The 14,062-nt window shown below is 63.9% G+C and carries 11 protein-coding genes; 4 read left to right on the top strand and 7 right to left on the bottom strand.

Translation table 11 applies throughout. The features are described from left to right. Positions 1 to 65: 65 nt before the first annotated feature. From LMH93_RS09865 to nicC, 5 genes are all read right to left on the bottom strand, one after another. Positions 66 to 1,379, bottom strand: coding sequence for an MFS transporter (locus LMH93_RS09865; protein WP_003251108.1), 1,314 nt, complete (start codon positions 1,377 to 1,379; stop codon positions 66 to 68). A 208-nt stretch (positions 1,380 to 1,587) separates the two neighbouring features. Further along, complete coding sequence (locus LMH93_RS09860) at positions 1,588 to 2,229, bottom strand: N-carbamoylsarcosine amidohydrolase (protein ID WP_185279535.1); 642 nt, start codon at positions 2,227 to 2,229, stop codon at positions 1,588 to 1,590. A 15-nt stretch (positions 2,230 to 2,244) separates the two neighbouring features. After that, on the bottom strand, positions 2,245 to 2,997 hold the full coding sequence (locus tag LMH93_RS09855) for a maleate isomerase (RefSeq protein WP_003251112.1): 753 nt from the start codon (positions 2,995 to 2,997) through the stop codon (positions 2,245 to 2,247). A 13-nt stretch (positions 2,998 to 3,010) separates the two neighbouring features. Then, on the bottom strand, positions 3,011 to 3,817 hold the full coding sequence (nicD, locus tag LMH93_RS09850) for an N-formylmaleamate deformylase (protein ID WP_185279537.1): 807 nt from the start codon (positions 3,815 to 3,817) through the stop codon (positions 3,011 to 3,013). Further along, a complete protein-coding gene (nicC, locus tag LMH93_RS09845; RefSeq protein ID WP_003251117.1) occupies positions 3,814 to 4,962 on the bottom strand; it encodes a 6-hydroxynicotinate 3-monooxygenase in 1,149 nt (382 codons plus the stop codon). Before nicC ends, nicD begins: the two co-directional genes overlap by 4 nt. Before the next feature lie 321 nt (positions 4,963 to 5,283). Between nicC and LMH93_RS09840 the strand changes: the two genes are divergently transcribed. The 4 genes from LMH93_RS09840 (at position 5,284) to LMH93_RS09825 (ending at position 11,769) form a co-directional block, all read left to right on the top strand. After that, positions 5,284 to 6,336: a 2,5-dihydroxypyridine 5,6-dioxygenase gene (locus tag LMH93_RS09840; RefSeq protein ID WP_004577272.1), complete on the top strand. Its 1,053-nt coding sequence runs from the start codon at positions 5,284 to 5,286 to the stop codon at positions 6,334 to 6,336. A 70-nt stretch (positions 6,337 to 6,406) separates the two neighbouring features. Beyond that, entirely contained in the window at positions 6,407 to 6,883 is a 477-nt protein-coding gene (locus LMH93_RS09835; protein ID WP_003251120.1) for a MarR family winged helix-turn-helix transcriptional regulator, read from the top strand. A gap of 852 nt (positions 6,884 to 7,735) precedes the next feature. Further along, positions 7,736 to 8,209 (top strand): (2Fe-2S)-binding protein, encoded by a 474-nt coding sequence (locus LMH93_RS09830; protein WP_070096646.1) that lies wholly within the window; start codon positions 7,736 to 7,738, stop codon positions 8,207 to 8,209. After that, entirely contained in the window at positions 8,206 to 11,769 is a 3,564-nt protein-coding gene (locus LMH93_RS09825; protein ID WP_230065104.1) for a molybdopterin cofactor-binding domain-containing protein, read from the top strand. The genes LMH93_RS09830 and LMH93_RS09825 overlap by 4 nt, the downstream gene beginning before the upstream one ends. Positions 11,770 to 11,772: 3 nt before the next feature. Here LMH93_RS09825 and LMH93_RS09820 read toward each other — a convergent pair whose 3' ends face one another. Both LMH93_RS09820 and LMH93_RS29845 read right to left on the bottom strand, forming a co-directional pair. Continuing rightward, positions 11,773 to 12,411: a TetR family transcriptional regulator gene (locus LMH93_RS09820; RefSeq protein ID WP_100774381.1), complete on the bottom strand. Its 639-nt coding sequence runs from the start codon at positions 12,409 to 12,411 to the stop codon at positions 11,773 to 11,775. Between the two features lie 286 nt (positions 12,412 to 12,697). Beyond that, positions 12,698 to 13,348 (bottom strand): methyl-accepting chemotaxis protein, encoded by a 651-nt coding sequence (locus tag LMH93_RS29845; protein ID WP_370626975.1) that lies wholly within the window; start codon positions 13,346 to 13,348, stop codon positions 12,698 to 12,700. Positions 13,349 to 14,062 lie beyond the last annotated feature (714 nt).

Below are 14,062 nucleotides of genomic sequence, written 5' to 3'. Positions count from 1 at the left end.
ATCGAGAGAGGTCGGCAGGCGGGCCCCAGCCCGCCTGCCCTGCCGTTGCGTGAAGCGCTGGGCCGCTAGCGGTTGACCAGCTTGGCCGGCAAGGCGATGACCAGGAAGCAGCTGAGGATCAGGCAGCCGGCAAACACCCACAGCGCAGCGTGCGAGGTGCCGGTGAGGTCGGTGACCACGCCCATCAGTGAGTTGCTCACCAGGCCGGCGATGTTGGCTACCGAACAGGCCAGGGCAAAGCCGGTGGCGGCTGCGGTGCCTTTGAGGAAGGTCGCCGGCAGGCTGAAGAACACCGGCACCGCGCCGATGATCGCCGCCGAGGCAATGGCGAACAGCACCACGGTCATCACCAGGTTCTGGCTGAACAAGGTGCTGCTGGCCATGGCGATTGCACCAATGATGAACGGCACGATGATGTGCCAGCGGCGCTCGCGGTGGCGGTCGGAGCTGGCCCCGATCATGAGCATGCCAGCTAGCGCGGCCAGGCTTGGAATGGCCGTGAGCAGGCCGATATGGAAGGTGTCGCTGACGCCCGCATCGCGGATGAAGGTCGGCATCCAGAAGCCCATTGCATAGGCGCTGAGCAGGATCGAAAAGTCGATACCACCGAGCATCCACACCTTGAGGTTGAAGAAGCCATCGCGGAAGCTGTGTTTGCTGTCCTTGCCCTCGGCATCGTCGGCGGCCAGGTCTGCCGCCAGTTGTGCCTTGTCGTCAGCCGACAGCCACTTGGCCTGCTGGAAATGGTTAGGCAATGCCCAGAACGTGAGGATGCCGAGCAAAACGCTGGGGATCGCCTCCAGCAGGAACAGCCACTGCCACCCATGCAAACCTTGAACCTGGTCGAAATGCCCCATGATCCAGCCAGAAATCGGCCCGCCAATCACGCTCGACAACGGCAGCCCGATCATGAACAGGGCAATGATGCGCCCGCGGCGATAGGTGGGGTACCACATGGTCAGGTAGTACAACACGCCTGGCAGGAAGCCGGCCTCGGCCGCACCCAGCAGGAAACGCAGGATATAGAACTGGGTGGTGCTGGTGACGAACATGGTGCAGGCCGACAGCAGGCCCCAGGTGATCATGATGCGGGCGATCCACAGCTTGGCGCCAACGCGCTGCAGGATCAGGTTGCTCGGTACTTCGAAGATGATGTAGCCGACGAAGAACAGCCCGGCACCCAGGCCATAGGCCGCTGTGCTGAACTGCAGGTCTTCGAGCATCTGCAGCTTGGCGAAGCCGACATTGATGCGGTCCAGATAAGCTGCGAGGTAGCAGAAACACAAGAAGGGGATGAGCCTCCAGGTGATCTTGCTGTACAGCGCTTTCGTGCCATGGTCGATGTCACTGTGGACCGTGGTTGCATTCGCAATTGGCATTTCCTGTCTCCTGGCGGGCGACTTTGTGGTTGTTTTAAGGCCAGCAGTTTTCGACGCGCCGGGCACGCCGCGCATTCTACGCGGCGGGCCTGGACAGCGCCTGAAGACCCCGAGTGCTCCTGCGGGGCGACCACCCGGACAGCAGGCGGTCATGGACGGGCTTCCCGCACCGGTCCTTGATTGTTATTGGATAGGCGCTGCCCGGCGTTCAGCCGGCCAGGTGCCTGAGTTGCTGCATGGCATCCTGCCGGGTGACGACATCGCCGTACTTGCTGTCGATGTCGAACAGGTTGGCTTCGTGCGGGTCGCTGTGGCGGTCACCGACACACTCGCGCACCACGATGGTTCGAAACCCGTGCTGCATGGCATCCACCGCACTGGCGCGGATGCAGCCGCTGGTCGAGCAGCCAGCCAGCACCACGGTATCCACCCCCTGTGCATGCAGTAGCGGGGCCAGGCTGGTGGCGAAGAAAGCGCTGGCGTACTGCTTGCTCAGCACCACCTCCCCTGCCTGTGGCGCAACGGCCTCGCAAAAGGCTGCCAGCGGGTTGCTTTCGACCATGTCCTTCATCACCGGCGCCTTGCGCACCCACACGCCGCCGTCAGCAAAATGCGGCGGCTGGTAACGGATGTTGGTATGCACCACCAAGGTACCGCAGTCGCGGGCCAGCGCCAGCAGGCCGGCGGCCTGCTCGACCGCTGCGACCACGCCCGGGGCGTACAGCGGTGCGCCCGGAGTGGTGTAGCCCTGCATGAAGTCGATCATCAGCAGGGCCGGCTTGCGGCCAAAGCCGATGCGCTGGCCCCACACACCCTGGTAGTTGTCACGGGCACTTTGTGCATCGCTCATGTCCGTCTCCCGATTTCAGTAGGCGCCCGACAGCAAGGCACCGGCGCCCGGCACGATCGGCTCCAGGTCCAGCGCCTTGAGCATGGCGTAGGTGGTAGCGATTGCTGCGGTGACCACCGGCTTGCCGGTTTGCGCCTCGACCTTGGCCACTGCCGGCAGCGATTGCATCTGCACGCACGCCGACAGCACCACCACATCGACGCCCTCAAGGTCCATGCCGGCGACGATGCCCGGCAGGTTGGCCGGGTCGTGACGGGCCACGGCGAGGTTGTCGGGGATTTCCAGCGCGCGCCAGTCCTGCACCTCGAAGCCTTCCTCGCGGATGTAGTTCACCACCAGCTCGGTCAGCGGCTTCATGTACGGTGCGACGATGGCAATGCGCTTGGCCTTCATCACATGCAAGGCCTCGACCAGCGCCCCGGCGCTGGTGATCACCGGTGCCAGCGCATCATTGTCGGCGGTGGCCTGCTGCAGGCGCTTTTCAGATTGGCGGTGATAGCCCAGCCCCATGGCCATGATCGCCACAAGGCAGGCATAGCCCAGCACATCGACCTTGGCGTCGGACAGCTCCACTGCGCAGCGGTCGGACTCGGCGTCCATCGCGGCCAGTTCTTCCTTCTTCACCTGCTTCATACGCATGCGGCTGGAATGGAAGGTGAACCGCTCGGGGCGGATCGCCTGGCGTGCGTTGAGCATCGCCGGAATTTCGGTTTCCATGGTGGTGTTCGAACTCGGCACGATCTGGCCGATGCGGTATAGCTGGGTCATGTCTCGTGCTCCGTCAGACGAGGGGGTGGTCGAGGAAGTCGCCAAAGGCGGCGAAGAAACCGTCCAGGTCATCCCAGGGGATCATGTGGCCGGCGTTGTCCACGTACGCGACCTGGATATCCGGCTTGAGCTCGCGCATTTCAGCAATGTCACGGGGCTCGATCACTCCACCCCGCCCGGCCACCATCAGCAATGCCGGCTGGCGCACCGCGGGCAGGTACTGGTGGATATCGACCTCGTGGAAATCATCGAAGGCCCGCACGATCGCCGGCTCGTAGCAGGTGTGCAGCCACTCGGCACGCAGGGCCAGCTGCGCGTCGCTCCAGGTGGCACAGAAGGCGCGCATGTCATCGCCGCTCATGCCAACCGTGGCTTGGCGGATCGAATCGACGTACCACGGCAACTTGCTCGGGTAGGCGCGGCGACCCGGCCCGGACACCGGTGGGTCGACCAGCACCAGCCGCTGCAGCCCCGGCGCCCCTTGGGCGGCAGCGCGGATGGCAAAACGCGCCCCCATCGAATGCCCGACCAGATGGTAGCCATCCAGGCCCAGCGCTGCGGCAAAGGCGGGAATATCCGCAGCACAAACGTCGGTGCCGTAGTCCAGTTCGGGGCCGCTTGAAGACAAGCCGCGCCCGCGCACATCCAGCACATAGGTGTCGAAATACTGCCCAAGGCGCTCGGCAACAAAGCCCCAGGTGATCGCTGGGCTGGTGATGCCCGGCACCAGGATCAGCGCATGGCCCTTGCCGCCATAGCGCAGGTAATGCTGGCGGATGCCATTGGCGCTCACGTTACCGCCAGCGACGAAGGTGCTCATGCCGCCTCCCCGCTTTTAAGCTGCTGCCCATAGAGGTCGTAGCCGTAAACCCAGGCTGGGTCTTCCTGGGTGTAAAGCCAGGTGTTGGCGTTGGATACCGATTGCACCTGCGATGCCCGCTCTTTACGGTTGGCCTCGTAGAGGGCGAACGCCGTGCGGTGGTCGGACAACCCGGTCTCCTGCAGGCAGCGGGTCAGCATGGCCGCGTCCTCGATGGCCATGCACGCGCCCTGGGCCATGTGTGGCTTCATCGGGTGGCAGGCGTCGCCCAGCAGCACCAGGCGGCCACGGCTCCACAACGGCAACGGGTTGCGGTTGCGCAGCGGCCACTTGGTAATCGATTCGGTAGCGTCGATCAGCTTCTGTACGGTGGGGTGGTAGCCTTCGAAGGCTGCGCGCATTTCTTCCTGGCTGCTGTCGACGAACGCACCCTGGAAGTCCCAGGCTTCATGTGGCACGCCGGTGACGAAGTAATACTCGTCGCGCTTGCCGGTGGTGTAGTAGACCATCATGTGGCGGTCTTCGGACCACCATTTGACGCAGGGCTCGAACACATCGGCATGCGGTGCCAGGTTCACCCCGCGAATCAGTGCACGGTGCGCGACCCAGCCGCTGTAGATCGGCGCTTCAGCCCCCAGCAACTCTTCACGGATCTTCGAATGGATGCCGTCGGCCCCAATGACGATGTCGGCCACGGTGTGGGTGCCATCGGCAAAGTCCAGGCGCACCCGATCACCTTCGTCGACGATCTTTTCCAGGCGCTTGCCGAAGTGCACGGTGCCCGGCTGGATGGCCTCGATCTGCAGGGCGTGCAGGTCGCCACGGTGGATGGTGATGTAAGCGGCGCCGTATTCGCGGCGGGCAAACTCGCCCAGCGGAATACGCGACAGGTAATCACCGGTATTGCCGTCGCGGCTGAACCAGAAGTCCGGGTGCGAGCCCATCAGCTCCAGCTTCTGCTCCAGCCCCATGCGGCGGAAGATTTTCATCACGTTAGGGCCGATATGAATGCCCGCGCCCAGGCGGGTGAACGCCGGAGCCTGTTCGAATACCTCGACATCGAACCCGGCCTGTTGCAGCAACGTGGCGGCGGCTGCCCCACCCAGACCTGCACCGACGATTGCGATTTTCTGCCTACCCCGCATGGGTATGTCTCCTCTTGTTCTGATAGGTGGCCAGCGGTTCAACCGCCTGACGATTTAGAGCGTATACGCTACAAATGACCTTTGAAAAGAGCCCGCTGAAAATATTTTTCAAGCAGCTGATCGAAACAGTACCCGGCTTACTGTTACCGTAAATACTGGATAATGTGTGGATATGTAACGTTTGAACAGATAACTTGCGCTCGCTGGCAGGATGCGTTTTCATCTGCAAAAATAGGGTGTACACACTATTATTTTGCACCGAGATTAAGCACCAGGCACTGCCATGGTGCGCCCCTGTCAACGCCACCCAGGAGAACCCCGATGCCGGTGAGCAATGCACAACTGACCCAGATGTTCGAGCACGTACTGAAGCTGTCTCGCGTGGACGAAACGCAGAGCGTGGCCGTGCTCAAGAGCCACTACTCCGACCCGCGCACGGTCAACGCCGCCATGGAGGCCGCCCAGCGTTTGAAGGCCAAGGTGTATGCGGTAGAGCTGCCGGCGTTCAACCACCCGACCGCCATGGGCAACGACATGACGGCCTACTGCGGCGACACCGCGCTGACCGGCAACCTGGCGGCGCAGCGGGCGCTGGAAGCCGCCGACCTGGTCGTCGACACCATGATGCTGCTGCACTCACCCGAGCAGGAGCAGATTCTCAAGACCGGCACGCGCATCCTGCTGGCCGTGGAACCACCCGAGGTACTGGCGCGCATGCTGCCGACCGAAGACGACAAACGTCGGGTGCTGGCTGCCGAAACCCTGTTGAAACAGGCGCGCAGCCTGCATGTGCGGTCCAAGGCCGGTAGCGACTTCCACGCCCCGCTCGGCCAGTACCCGGCCGTGACTGAGTACGGCTATGCCGACGAACCGGGGCGCTGGGACCACTGGCCCAGCGGCTTTCTGTTCACCTGGCCGAACGAGGACAGCGCCGAGGGCACGCTGGTGCTGGACGTGGGCGACATCATCCTGCCGTTCAAGAACTATTGCCGCGAGCGCATCACCCTGGAAATCGAAAAAGGCTTCATCACCGGCATACATGGCGGCTTCGAGGCCGAGTACCTGCGTGACTACATGAAGTACTTCAACGACCCCGAGGTATACGGCATCTCGCACATAGGCTGGGGCCTGCAGCCGCGCGCGCAATGGACGGCCATGGGCCTGCACGACCGCAACGACGGCATGTGCATGGATGCCCGTGCGTTCTACGGCAACTTCCTGTTCTCCACTGGCCCCAACACCGAGGTCGGCGGCAAGCGCAAGACCCCGTGCCACCTGGACATCCCGCTGCGCAACTGCGATATCTACCTGGATGACAAGGCGGTCGTGCTGGCCGGCGACGTGGTTGCACCAGAGGAGTCGCGAGCGCGATAGGGGTTATACTGGCCGGGCGCTCCGCTATTGGCGGCCGGCCAGCCTCTTTCCACCCAGCCCAAGCCATCCTATGTCGAAAAAAACCACCCCCAGCAGCGCCCCGCTCGACAACACCCCCTACGACGTTACCGAACAGGTCGGGCACTTGCTGCGCAAGGCCTACCAGCGGCACACGGCGATTTTCCAGCAACAGGCTTGCGACCCGCAGCTTACCTCGATCCAGTTCGTCACGCTGTGCGCCCTGCGCGACCACGGCCCCAGCTCCCAGGCTGAGCTGATCAAGGCCACCGCGGTGGACCAGGCAACCATCCGCGGCATCGTCGAGCGCCTGAAGGCCCGTGAGCTGGTGCAGCTTTCGCCAGACCCAGGCGACCGGCGCAAGGTCATCGTCGAACTCACCGAAAGCGGCGCGGCATTGCTCGATGCAATGATCCCCTGCGCCCGGCAGATCAGCGAACTGAGCATGGGCAGCTTGAATGCCGGCGAACGTGTAGCCATTTTGTACTTGCTGCGCAAGATGATCGACAGCGACGAAAACGCGGGCTGAAATTTGTTGTGACTGCCGCAGTGGCCGTCACAGATACGCGGCCTGAGAGATCGAGCGCCGCCCGCGCGGCGCATCGCGAGCAAGCTCGCTCACATTGGACACGCATCGGGGGTTGGGCGCAGGCCGTCGTAGGCGCGGGTTCACCCGCGAATGGGCCGGGCCTGCTGGCCAATTTACACTTGCCGTTCACCGTTGCCGTCGCCACCGTATTCGCGGGTAAACCCGCTCCTACACACGCATCGGGGGTTCGGCACAGGCCGTCGTAGGCGCGGGTTTACCCGCGAAAGGGCCGGGCCTGCTGGCCAATTTACACTTGCCGTTCACCGTTGCCGTCGCCACCGTATTCGCGGGTAAACCCGCTCCTACACACGCATCGGGGGTTGGGCGCAGGCCGTCGTAGGCGCGGGTTCACCCGCGAATGGGCCGGGCCTGCTGGTCAATTTCCACCGGCCGTTCACCGTTGCCGCCGCCACCGTATTCGCGGGTAAACCCGCTCCTACACACACATCGGTGGTTGGGCACAGGTCGTCGTAGGAGCGGGTTTACCCGCGAAAGGGCCGGGCCTGCCAGCCAATTTCCACCGGCCGTTCACCGTTGCCGCCGCCACCGTATTCGCGGGTAAACCCGCGTCTACACACGCATCGGGGGTTCGGCACAGCGCGATGCGCCGCGCGGGCGGCGCTCGATTTCCCAGACGCCGAAAATCTTCCTCCCTGCCCCCACCACAGCGCTCTGCAAATTCATCTCTGGCCTGCTTCTTGCTCACTCATTTCATGTAGTGAGTACTTACCGAAACGCTCGCGTCATTTGAGTCCTTTGGTAGCGCAAGCAACCTCCAGAGATGAGCCAATAATGCAAACAACCATCTCCCTGCAGGTCAACGGCCAGCCCGTCGAAGTCAGCGCCATGCCTGACACCCCGCTGCTGCTGATCCTGCGCAACGACCTGTGCCTGAACGGCCCCAAGTACGGCTGCGGCCTGGGCGAGTGTGGGGCGTGTACGGTGATCATCGATGGCGTGGCCGCCCGCTCCTGCGTCATCCCCTTGGCCGGCGCCGCCGGCCGCGATATCACCACCCTCGAAGGGCTGGGCTGCAAGGCCGCGCCGCACCCGGTGCAAAAGGCGTTCATCGATGAGCAAGCGGCCCAGTGTGGTTACTGCATGAACGGCATGATCATGACTGCCAAGGCCCTGCTCGACCGCATTCCCGAGCCCAGTGACGAACAGATTCGCAATGAGCTGTCCGGCAACCTGTGCCGCTGTGGCACCCACGTCGAAATCCTGCGCGCCGTGCGCCGCGCTGCCGAGACCCGGAGAAAGTCATGAACCACTCACAACAGGTGCCCAGCCGCGACCAACTGCTGGCCAAGACCGGCGTGTTGCTGATCGTCGACCAGATCACCCCACCCTCAGGCCCAGTGGCCAAGGGCGTGACACCTCCAGCCAAGGAACGTGAGCTGGCGTTGTTCATCGCGGTCAGCGACGACGGCATGGTCTACGCCTTCAATGGTCATGTCGACCTGGGCACTGGCATCCGCACCTCGCTGGCGCAGATCGTCGCCGAAGAGCTGGACCTGCGCATGGACCAGGTGCACATGGTGCTGGGCGACACCGAGCGGGCACCCAACCAGGGCGCGACCATTGCCAGCGCCACCCTGCAGATTTCCGCCGTGCCCTTGCGCAAGGCTGCGGCCACCGCGCGGCGCTACCTTTTGCAACAGGCTGCACAACGGCTTGGCTGCGAGGTCCAGGCCCTGCGCATTGAAGAAGGCACTGTGGTCGACGGCAACGGCAACACCCTGAGCTTCGCCGAACTGGTGCAAGGTGATAACCAGCCACTGCGCATCGCCGACGATGCCCCACTGAAAGCCGTCGAGGACTACCGCCTGGTCGGGCGCAGCGCCCCACGGGTAGACATCCCAGGCAAGGCCACCGGCGAGCTGACCTATGTGCACGACATGCGCCTGCCCGACATGCTTCACGGTCGGGTCATCCGCCCGCCCTATGCCGGCCATGACAGCGGCGACTTTGTCGGCAACAGCCTGCTGGCGGTGGATGAATCCTCCATCGCCCATCTACCCGGCGTGGTCGCCGTGGTGGTCATCCGCGACTTCGTCGGCGTGGTGGCAGAGCGCGAAGAGCAAGCCATCCGTGCAGCCCATGAGCTGAAAATCAGCTGGAAGCCATTCACAGGCAAGCTGCCTGACCTTAGCGATGTCGCCCAGGCCATCCGCGACAACCCGCGCGTGCAGCGCACCGTGCTGGACCAGGGCGATGTCGACAGCGGCATCGCCAATGCCAGCCAGCGCCTGAGCCGCAGCTACCTGTGGCCGTACCAGCTGCACGCATCGATCGGCCCATCGTGTGCGCTGGCCGACTTCACCGCAGGGCAGATCCGCGTGTGGTCAGGTACGCAGAACCCGCACCTGCTGCGCGCAGACCTGGCCTGGCTGCTGGCGTGCGACGAAGCACGCATCGAGATCATTCGCATGGAGGCAGCCGGCTGTTATGGCCGCAACTGCGCCGATGACGTGTGCGCCGACGCGGTGCTGCTGTCGCGTGCGGTGCAGCGCCCGGTGCGGGTGCAGCTGACCCGCGAACAGGAACACGTGTGGGAGCCCAAGGGCACCGCGCAGTTGATGGAAATCGACGGTGGCCTGAACGCCGATGGCAGCGTGGCTGCCTATGACTTCCAGACCAGCTACCCGTCCAATGGCGCGCCCACCCTGGCCCTGCTGCTGACCGGTGCCGTGGAACCGGTGCCGGCGCTGTTCGAGATGGGCGATCGCACGTCGATCCCGCCTTACGATTACGAACACATGCGCGTCACCATCAATGACATGACGCCACTGGTGCGTGCTTCATGGATGCGGGGTGTGTCGGCCATGCCCAACAGCTTCGCCCACGAGTCGTACATTGATGAACTGGCCTTCGCCGCTGGCGTCGACCCGGTCGAATATCGCCTCAAGCACCTGTCCGACCCGCGCGCCATCGACCTGGTCAAAGCCACCGCTGAACGCGCGCAATGGCAGCCACATACCCGGCCCATGCAGACACAGGCCGAAGGTGATGTGCTGCGCGGCCGGGGTTTTGCCTATGCGCGCTATATCCACAGTAAATTCCCCGGCTTCGGCGCGGCCTGGGCAGCCTGGGTGGCTGATGTCGCAGTGGACCGGCGCACAGGCGAAGTCGCCGTCACCCGCGTGGTGATTGGCCACGATGCCGGGATGATGGTCAACCCCGAGGGTGTGCGTCACCAGATCCACGGCAACGTCATCCAGTCCACCAGCCGGGTACTCAAGGAGCAGGTCAGCTTCGAAGAGTCGACGGTGGCGAGCAAGGAATGGGGCGGCTATCCGATCCTGACCTTCCCCGAGGTGCCAGCTATCGACGTAATGATGCTGCCGCGCCAGCACGAGCCGCCAATGGGAAGTGGCGAGTCAGCCTCGGTACCCAGCGCAGCGGCCATCGCCAATGCCATTTTCGACGCCACCGGCATTCGTTTTCGCGAGCTGCCGATCACTGCCGAACGCGTGCGCGCTGCGCTCGGTGGCGAAGGCCAAGGGCCAGATGCACCCGCGCCAGCGCAGCCGTCAACCAAGCGTTCGAAGTGGTGGTTCGGCTCGCTGGCCGGGGTGTTCGGCGCCGCATTGGGCATGCTTGCCACCGCCTTGCCCTGGCGCGCCGAAATCGCCCCGGTAACGCCACCTGGTGTCGGCAGCTGGAGCGCCGCCATGCTCGAGCGCGGGCGCCAGGTGGCGGCGGCCGGCGACTGCGCCGTGTGCCATACGGTCGGCGGCGGCAAGGTCAATGCCGGGGGGCTGGCAATGGATACGCCTTTTGGCACGTTGTACAGCACCAATATTACCCCCGACCCAGAAACCGGTATCGGCCGCTGGTCCTTCGCTGCCTTCGAGCGGGCCATGCGCGAAGGTATCAGCCGCGATGGCCGGCACCTGTACCCGGCGTTTCCCTACACCTCGTTTCGCAACATCAACGACGCCGACCTGCAAGCGCTGTATGCCTACCTGATGTCGCAAACCCCGGTACGCCAGGAAGCGCCCGCCAACCAGATGCGCTTCCCGTTCAACCAGCGGGCGCTGATGGCCGGCTGGAATGCGCTGTTTCTGCAACGCGGCGAATACCAGCCCGACCCGCAGCGCAGCGCACAGTGGAACCGCGGTGCCTACCTGGTCGACGGCCTGGGCCACTGCACGGCCTGCCATTCGCCGCGCAACCTGATGGGCGCAGAAAAAGGCGGTAGCAGCTACCTTGCCGGCGGCATGGTCGATGGCTGGGAGGCCCCGGCCTTGAATGCCCTGGGCAAGTCATCGACGCCGTGGAGCGAAGACGAGTTGTTCAACTACCTCAGCACTGGCTTCTCCGAAAAACATGGCGTGGCGGCCGGCCCCATGGGCCCGGTGGTCAGTGAGCTTGCCACCCTGCCAAAAAGCGACGTGCGCGCTATCGCCCACTACCTCAGCTCCCTGGATGGCGAGCCGCAGGCAGTGGCCGCCAATGCCGCGCCTCAGGTGGACTCGCCAGTGTCGCTGAGCAACGGCGAGCGGGTATTCAAAGGTGCATGCCTGGCCTGCCACAGTGATGGGCTGGGGCCGAAGCTGTTTGGCGTCAGCCCGTCGATGGCGGTCAACAGCAACGTCCATAGTGACCTGCCGGACAACCTGCTGCGCGTGGTGCTGCACGGCATTCCGACCCCGGCAACCCGCGACCTGGGCTACATGCCCGGTTTCAAGGACAGCCTGTCGGACCGCCAGGTAGCCGACCTCGCGGCCTACCTGCGCCATCGTTTTGCCGCCGACAAACCGGCCTGGCAAGGGCTGGCGTCCAAGGCTGCGCAGGTACGCGCCAACCCTGGCAGCCACTGAGGCTCAGCGGCGCAAGCCGCGCAGCGCAAGGTCACTGATGAAGGCCAGCCAATCGGCCTTGGCCTGCTTGTCCGCCAGGTCCACGGCCAGGAACGAGCTGAGCGTATGGCGGTTGGAGTTATAGAAATAGCAGAGCGAGGCAATCATCAGGTAGGCGTGGGTAATGCAGATATCGTCGCGGAACAGGCCCTTTATTTGTCCGGCCTCGATGATCGGCCGCAGCACGCCGACCGCCTCGCCGGACAGCGCCCTGAGGTTTTGCGACTTGCGCGCGTGCAAGCCCTGGTGAAGGTTTTCGGTGGCGAGGATGGTGACGAATTCGGGGTGGCGCACATAATAGTCCCAGATGAATGCCACCAGTTCGCGCAGGGCCTGCTCAGGGTCGGCGAGGTCGAGGCGCAGCTTCGCTTCGGCCTGGTTGAAGCTGGCATAGATGTGCTCCAGCACACTGATGAACAGCTTTTCCTTGCTGCCGAAGTAGTAATAGATCATCCGGTCGTTGGACTTGGCCAGTGTGGAGATCTGCTCGATGCGCCCACCAGTGAAGCCTTCCTTGCTGAAGACCTTCACTGCGGCCTTGAGAATATTGTCCCGGGTGCGGTCGGCCTGCTGGGCGCGAACACCGGTTTTGCGAGTTTGCATGTCGGTCCCTGTGGGGCTGGCCAGATAGCCAACACTGCCACAGACCTTGAGCCATTGCGCGGCTTTTTCGGCTGGGCTGATGGCGGAGATGGCGGAGATGGCGGACCGGCTCACACCAGCAGAGCCGCTACCATTGATCGTTTTGCTTTCTTCGCGGGCAAACCCGCCCTTCGTCCGCTACCGGCCTGGAAGTCAGCAGCCATCGGGGCTGGCTTGCACCTGATGAGTGGCACGTACAGCCAGCCGGATCATGACGGACTCCCGGGTTACCGGACAGGTGCGTTACTCAAGCAGCGACGCCTCGTTCGCCATCATCGCTGACTTCGAACTGCCCCACCAGCTTCTGCAACTTGCCAGCATCCACCTTCACCTTCTGCGCACTGCTTTGCAGCACCAGGGCGGTCTGGCGCATCTCGCTGGAGGACTGGTTGACCTGCTCGATCGTCTTGCCGTATTCCACGCTGCGACGGTTGAGCTGCTGGATGATGGCGAACATGCCCTCCACCGCCTGGTGCAGTTGCACATTTTCGGAAGACGCGTCCTCCGCCAGGCGCAGGCTGTTGTCGACATCCTGCACGCCCTGCTCCATGAAGCTTACCGCCTGCCGGGTTTCGCCCTGCAGGCTCTCGACCATATGGCGAATGTCGTCGGCGGCACGCGAGGTGCGTGCGGCCAGGCTGCGCACCTCGTCGGCCACCACCGCGAAGCCACGACCATGCTCCCCGGCCCGCGCCGCCTCGATAGCGGCATTGAGCGCCAGCAGGTTGGTCTGGTTGGTGATTTCGCTGATCAACCCGGTGATGTTGTCGATCTCGACCATGCGGCTGTCGAGCCGCTGCACGCTGGATGATGAGCGCGCCACCACATCGCGGATCGACTGGGTGCCCGCCTGCACCGCCTGGTACTGCGCGCGTGCGCGGCTGACCACTTCGTCCATGGCCTGTTTCATCTGCTCGGCGCTGACCGAGGCCTGCTGCAGTTCGCCGAGTTGCTCTTCCATGATGATCATCATCTGGTGCACGGCGTCGGCCACGTCGGCGGAGCTTACGCTGGCCTCCTGGCTGCGCCCGAGCATCATCTGGTTGGTGCTGCCAACCGTGCGACTGGCCTTGACCACCTGCCCGACCACCGTGTCCAGGCGGTCGATGAAGCTGTTGATCCAGCGCGCCATGTCGCCGCTCTCATCATTGGCCAAGGTACTGGTATCCAGGCGCTGGCGCAGGTTGCCTTCACCCTCGGCGATGGTGCACAGCACACTGCTCATGCCATTCAACCTGGCGGCCAGGCGCTTGGGCCCGAGCACGCCGAACAACAAGGTGGCGCCCAGCATGCTCAAGGCCTCGATCGCGTCAGTCAGCCCTTGCGGCAGGCCTGCATAGTGCTGCACCCAGTAATTGCAGCCGAACAGCCCCGCCATGATCGCTACATAGGGTTTCATCAACCCGTAGCTCAGCGAACGCCGGCGATAGACCTCCTCCAGGTCTGCCTCGCACATCATGCCCCAGCGGTCGGGTGAGCCTGGCAACTGGAAGGTCACGCCCTTGCCCACCACTGGCACATGACGGTAGTCGGAATAGCCGGGGTAGGTCACGAACAGATTGGCACCCCGCCTGATCGTCTCCCTCACGCCTGGGTGCAGTTCCCGCGTGGA

Source organism: Pseudomonas sp. CIP-10, assembly GCF_020911845.1.
GTDB lineage: Bacteria > Pseudomonadota > Gammaproteobacteria > Pseudomonadales > Pseudomonadaceae > Aquipseudomonas > Aquipseudomonas alloputida.
This window is presented reverse-complemented; position numbering and strand designations above follow the sequence as displayed.

Coding starts and splice junctions, on each gene's coding strand:
- LMH93_RS09865 (WP_003251108.1), bottom strand. CDS start 1,379: ATGCCAATTGCGAATGCAACCACGGTCCACAGTGACATCGACCATGGC.
- LMH93_RS29845 (WP_370626975.1), bottom strand. CDS start 13,348: ATGGACGAAGTGGTCAGCCGCGCACGCGCGCAGTACCAGGCGGTGCAG.
- LMH93_RS09855 (WP_003251112.1), bottom strand. CDS start 2,997: ATGACCCAGCTATACCGCATCGGCCAGATCGTGCCGAGTTCGAACACC.
- LMH93_RS09825 (WP_230065104.1), top strand. CDS start 8,206: ATGAACCACTCACAACAGGTGCCCAGCCGCGACCAACTGCTGGCCAAG.
- LMH93_RS09835 (WP_003251120.1), top strand. CDS start 6,407: ATGTCGAAAAAAACCACCCCCAGCAGCGCCCCGCTCGACAACACCCCC.
- nicC (WP_003251117.1), bottom strand. CDS start 4,962: ATGCGGGGTAGGCAGAAAATCGCAATCGTCGGTGCAGGTCTGGGTGGG.
- LMH93_RS09830 (WP_070096646.1), top strand. CDS start 7,736: ATGCAAACAACCATCTCCCTGCAGGTCAACGGCCAGCCCGTCGAAGTC.
- LMH93_RS09840 (WP_004577272.1), top strand. CDS start 5,284: ATGCCGGTGAGCAATGCACAACTGACCCAGATGTTCGAGCACGTACTG.
- LMH93_RS09860 (WP_185279535.1), bottom strand. CDS start 2,229: ATGAGCGATGCACAAAGTGCCCGTGACAACTACCAGGGTGTGTGGGGC.
- LMH93_RS09820 (WP_100774381.1), bottom strand. CDS start 12,411: ATGCAAACTCGCAAAACCGGTGTTCGCGCCCAGCAGGCCGACCGCACC.
- nicD (WP_185279537.1), bottom strand. CDS start 3,817: ATGAGCACCTTCGTCGCTGGCGGTAACGTGAGCGCCAATGGCATCCGC.